A 4,776-nucleotide genomic window follows, 5' to 3' on the forward strand; every position below is an offset into this window, starting at 1 on the left:
CGTCCTTTGTGGCAAGTTGCAGGCCCTTGTTGAGGCGGCATCCCATGGCAAATCCTTATCGTGAACTGTTCAGCGCACCTGGCAGCCGTGGCTTCGTGCTGGCGGGAATGATCGCGCGCATGCCGATATCGATGACCGGGATCGGCGTGATCACCATGCTTGCGCAGCTCAAGGGCGGCTACGGATTGGCCGGCGCGGTGGCGGCGACGTTTGCCCTGGCGACGGCGTTCTGCGCGCCGCAGGTGTCGCGGCTGGTCGACCGTTTTGGCCAGGGGCGGGTCTTGCCATTAGCGGCGCTGCTGGGTGGCGGGGCGTTGCTGATGCTGCTGTTGTGCACGCGCTTGCAGGCGCCCCAGTGGACGCTGTTCCTGTTCGCCGCCCTGGCCGGTTGCATGCCCAGCATGTCGGCCATGGTGCGGGCGCGCTGGACCGAGGTGTATCGCGGCCAGCCGCAGCTGCGCACTGCCTATGCGCTGGAGTCAGTGTTGGACGAGGTCTGCTTCATCGTCGGACCGCCGCTGTCGGTGGGGTTGTGCGTGGTCGCTTTCCCGGAGGCCGGGCCGCTGGCCTCGGTGTTGCTGCTGGCGATCGGCGTGACGGCGTTTGTCCTGCAGCGCGGCACCGAGCCGCCGGTGCACCCGCATCAGGCGCATCACCAAGGCTCGATCATCAGCTCAAGCGACGTGCTTTTGCTGCTGCTGTTGATGGTCGCCATGGGCGTCATCGTCGGGGTGGTGGACGTGGTCAGCGTGGCGTTCGCCCAGCATCAGGGGCAACCGGCGGCGGCGAGCATCGTGCTGTCGGTCTATGCCATCGGCTCGTGCCTGGCCGGCCTGGCGTTCGGCGCGCTGCGCTCGAAACTGCCGTTGCCGCGATTGTTTCTGTACGGCGGCGTGGCGACGGCGCTAACCACGCTGCCACTGTTGTTGGCGAGCAATATCCTCGGGCTGTCGCTGGCGGTATTTGTCGCGGGGTTGTTCTTCGCGCCGACGCTGATCGTCGCCATGGCCCTGGTGGAACGCATCGTGCCGCCGGCGCGGCTCACCGAAGGCCTGACCTGGCTGGTGACCGGCCTGAGTATCGGAGTCGCCATTGGCGCGGCGGGCTCGGGTTGGCTGGTGGATACGTATGGCGCGCGCAGTGGTTTCTGGCTGGCGATTGCAGCTGGGGCAGTGGTGCTGGGAGCGGCGGTGCAGAGTTATCGCCAGCAAAAATAAACGCACACCTTCCTGTGGCGAGGGGATTTATCCCCGCTGGACTGCGCAGCAGTCCCAATCCCTCCAACTCGGTATATCAAGCTAAACGCGTTGTCCTATTGAAGGACTGCTTCGCAGTCCAGCGGGGATAAATCCCCTCGCCACAGTACTGTGCCCTTCAGTCCTGTCTTCACCAACCCCGCCCCGAATTCACCCAGAAATTCACTGACAGCGAAGTGGCCACCGATTCCACCTGATGAAACCAGCCCTCCGGCAAAAACAGCAAATCCCCAGCCTCCAGCGTCACCCGCAGGAATGTCACGTTGCGGGCGTGGGGGAAATGCTCGTAGTCCGGCGCGTCCGGGTTGAAGTCGCAACCGTCCAGCCCGCCCTGGGGCGCGGTCGACCAGGTGCCCAGGGCCTCGCGGTGGTGGGGGGCGGCGAGGGTGAAGGTTTTCTGGCCCCAGACCTGGGCGAACAGGTTGTCGGTGTCGTCGCGGTGCAGCGGTGTGAGGGTGCCCTTGGGGCCGATCCAGATGCGCGGCGGAATGAACAGCGATGGATCGAAGTAGGGCGGGTACTTGATCAGCTCCATCAGTTGCGCCGGCAAGATATTGTTGCCCATGTAGGCTGGCGGCTCGCCGTCCGCACCCTTGGCGGCCGGGTTGTCGAGGGACGCGATGAAATCGGCCATGGAGGTCGAGCGAAAATCCCGCTCCGTGGAAAAGGTTTTTTTCACGTAGTCGCCGTGGCGGGTGATGCCTTGCAGCTGGGCAAAATGCACCAGGGATTCTTCCCGAGTGAGCTTGAACAAGGGCCAGTCCTGCAGCGCGTCGCTGATCACCAGCGGAATGCCATGGGGCAGGTAGCGTGCCTGGAAATCCCTCACCGACAGTTCGCTGCGCGGCCGCCGCTCGACGCTGCGTTGGGTCGGCAGGCTCGCGGTGAGGGTTTCGCTGAAGCGCGGCGGGGTCGGGTAGCGTTTGTTCATGTCGACCTTTTCCGCCGGGCGGCTGCCATTGCGGGCGTGATCGATGATCTGCGGCAGCAACGTCGCCAAGCCCATGTTGCCATCGATCTTCAGGCGGCCGCTGGCGAACAGTTCCTCGACATTGGCCAGGCCGGCCATGATCCCGAGAAAGTCCTTTTCCGCGATTTCGATGGTCACGTCGGGGCTGCTGTGCCGACCAGCCTGGGTGTGGCTGCTGGCTTTGACCTCGGACCAGTACGCCTGATGCGGGCCGAACACGAATTGGAAAACGCCGTCGATACCAACGGCGCCGGCGTTGGCGAACAGTTTACCCAGGATGGTTTGCAGGTCCACGGCGGTCACTCTTGTGGGTTTTGGTCTTAGCAGGTAACGAGGGCCTGGATCAGAAATTTAGCCCTCGCGCCTGACCATCGCCCTAGCGTGTCGCGACGATGAACACCCTCGGGAACGGCAGCAGGACCGACCCATCGTCCAGGGCCGGATAGGCCTGTTCGATGGCCTTTAGGTATTGCTGCAGATAGTCCTCGCGCTGCGCTTCGTCCAGCGGCTCGAGGAATGGCCGCAGGCCGCTGCCCTTGAACCACTCCACGACCCCCGAGGCGCCACCGGCCAGCGGGTGATGGTAGGTGGTGCGCCACACATCGACGCGGGTGCAGTGGGGTTTGAGGATCGAGTAATAAGTGCTGGCATCCTCCACCTCGATCCGCGAATCCGCCGCGCCGGCCAGTTGGCTGGCCCAGGGGCCGCTGGCAGCAATGTCACGCATCAAGCGATGGGACGGTTGGTGCAGAGTGTCAGGCATCTGGACGGCCAGGCTGCCGCCAGCGGCGAGTTTGTCCACCAGCGACGGCAGCAGGGTGGCGTGGTCGGGAAGCCATTGCAGCACGGCGTTGGCGAAGATCACGTCGAAGGGGCCGCTTTCGTTCCAGCGCCCGATATCGGCGGTGTCGAATGTCACGCCGGGCAAGCGCTTACGGGCGGCTTCGACCATGTCGGCGGAACTGTCCAGGCCACGCACCGTTGCGTCGGGAAAGTGATCGACCAGCAGTTCGGTGGAGTTGCCGGGGCCGCAGCCCAGGTCGATGACCTGACGCGCCTGTACCGGCGGGATGGCCGCCAGCAGATCGCGGGACGGGCGGGTGCGTTCCTGTTCGAACGCGACATATTGTTGGGCGGACCAGCTCATTGTGTTCTCCTTAAGGGCAGACCAGGCCATCGGGCGTGCAGTATAAGATGCATCCGGGCGACGGGCCGGTGACTAATTCTTCACGGCCCGGCCTCGTTATTCCTTTTATACAAACGATCGGAGAAAACCGCAGTGACCCAACTGACCCTGCTGTGTCTGCCGTATTCCGGCGCCAGCGCGATGGTTTACAGCCGCTGGCGGCGCAAGGTGCCGCAGTGGTTGACGGTGCAGCCGGTGGAGTTGCCGGGGCGTGGGGCGCGTTTCGCCGAGCCGCTGCACACCGACATGGGGCCCTTGGCCAAGCAATTGGCGCGGGAGCTGGCCCCGACCCTCCAGGCCCCTTACGCCCTGTTCGGCCACAGCCTGGGCGCGCTGCTGGCCTGTGAAATCGTCCACGCCTTGCGTGAGCTGGGCTGCCCGGAACCGGTGGCGCTGTTTGCCTCGGGCACCGCGGCGCCGACGATGCGCGCCGACTATGACCGGGGTTTCGCCGAGCCGAAAACCGATGCTGAACTGATCGACCAGTTGCGCACCCTCAACGGTACCAGCGAAGAGGTGCTGGCCAATGAAGAGCTGATGGCTTTGACCTTGCCGGTGCTGCGCGCGGACTTCCTGCTCTGTGGCCGCTACCAGTCAAGGCTTCGGTCACCGCTCAACTGCCCCGTGCACGTGCTCGGCGGCACCGCCGACAAGGCCACCACCGAACAGTTGATCGGCTGGAGCCGCGAAACCAGCGGCAGCTTCTCCGTGGATATGCTGGCGGGCGGGCACTTCTTCATTCATGAACACGAGGCCAGGGTGCTGCGGCTGATCAAGGATCAGCTGAGCGTGCATCACCGGCGACACGGGTTGGCGATCAGCGCCTGACTCGATTTCCAAGCGCACGCAATACAGGCCCTTGTGGGAGCGAGCTTGCTCGCGATAGCGGTTTGTCAGCTTGCCTATGCATGACTGATCCGCCGCCATCGCGAGCAAGCTCGCTCCCACAGGTGATTTGTGGTGCATACAAATATCGAGCCCAACCCCAGACCCCATGTGGGAGCGAGCCTGCTCGCGAAGGGGTCGTCACCTTCAACATCCCAGCCAGCTGACCCAGCGCTTTCGCGAGCAGGCTCGCTCCCACAAGTGATCTGTGGTGAACACAAATATCGAGTCCGACACCAGCCCCTGTGGGAGCGAGCCTGCTCGCGAAGGGGTCGTCACCTTCAACATCCCAGCCAGCTGACCCAGCGCTTTCGCGAGCAGGCTCGCTCCCACATGGGTAGCTGATTATTCTCCAAATCCCTGTTCCACCTCGCTACTCGACACAAATTCCCAATCGCTAATTTTTCCGGTTTGCATTCGTTTCATAGGGACGACTTGCCTTTGTGCCTCTGTGCCCACTGATTCCGGATACCCCAGAA

At 63.8% G+C, this 4,776-nt stretch carries 4 protein-coding genes; 2 read left to right on the forward strand and 2 right to left on the reverse strand.

The window, feature by feature from the left end:
* Positions 1–44: 44 nt before the first annotated feature.
* Positions 45–1,217, forward strand: coding sequence for an MFS transporter (locus J3P86_RS08680; RefSeq protein WP_434603390.1), 1,173 nt, complete (start codon positions 45–47; stop codon positions 1,215–1,217).
* A gap of 169 nt (positions 1,218–1,386) precedes the next feature.
* Here the strand turns inward: J3P86_RS08680 and J3P86_RS08685 are convergent, their stop codons facing one another.
* Both J3P86_RS08685 and tam read right to left on the reverse strand, forming a co-directional pair.
* Positions 1,387–2,520, reverse strand: a complete 1,134-nt coding sequence (locus tag J3P86_RS08685; protein ID WP_434699951.1) for a cupin-like domain-containing protein — start codon at positions 2,518–2,520, stop codon at positions 1,387–1,389.
* An 82-nt stretch (positions 2,521–2,602) separates the two neighbouring features.
* On the reverse strand, positions 2,603–3,373 hold the full coding sequence (gene tam / locus J3P86_RS08690; RefSeq protein ID WP_434699952.1) for a trans-aconitate 2-methyltransferase: 771 nt from the start codon (positions 3,371–3,373) through the stop codon (positions 2,603–2,605).
* Positions 3,374–3,505: 132 nt separating this feature from the next.
* Between tam and J3P86_RS08695 the strand changes: the two genes are divergently transcribed.
* Positions 3,506–4,240: a thioesterase II family protein gene (locus tag J3P86_RS08695; protein WP_434699953.1), complete on the forward strand. Its 735-nt coding sequence runs from the start codon at positions 3,506–3,508 to the stop codon at positions 4,238–4,240.
* Positions 4,241–4,776: the final 536 nt, after the last annotated feature.

Origin of the sequence: Pseudomonas sp. D1-1 (genome assembly GCF_051132225.1) — a bacterium.
Taxonomy (GTDB): Bacteria; Pseudomonadota; Gammaproteobacteria; order Pseudomonadales; family Pseudomonadaceae; genus Aquipseudomonas.

What these genes read in the sequence shown, in the direction of transcription:
- J3P86_RS08680 (WP_434603390.1), top strand. Translation starts at nt 45, where the DNA reads ATGGCAAATCCTTATCGTGAACTGTTCAGCGCACCTGGCAGCCGTGGC.
- tam (WP_434699952.1), bottom strand. Translation starts at nt 3,373, where the DNA reads ATGAGCTGGTCCGCCCAACAATATGTCGCGTTCGAACAGGAACGCACC.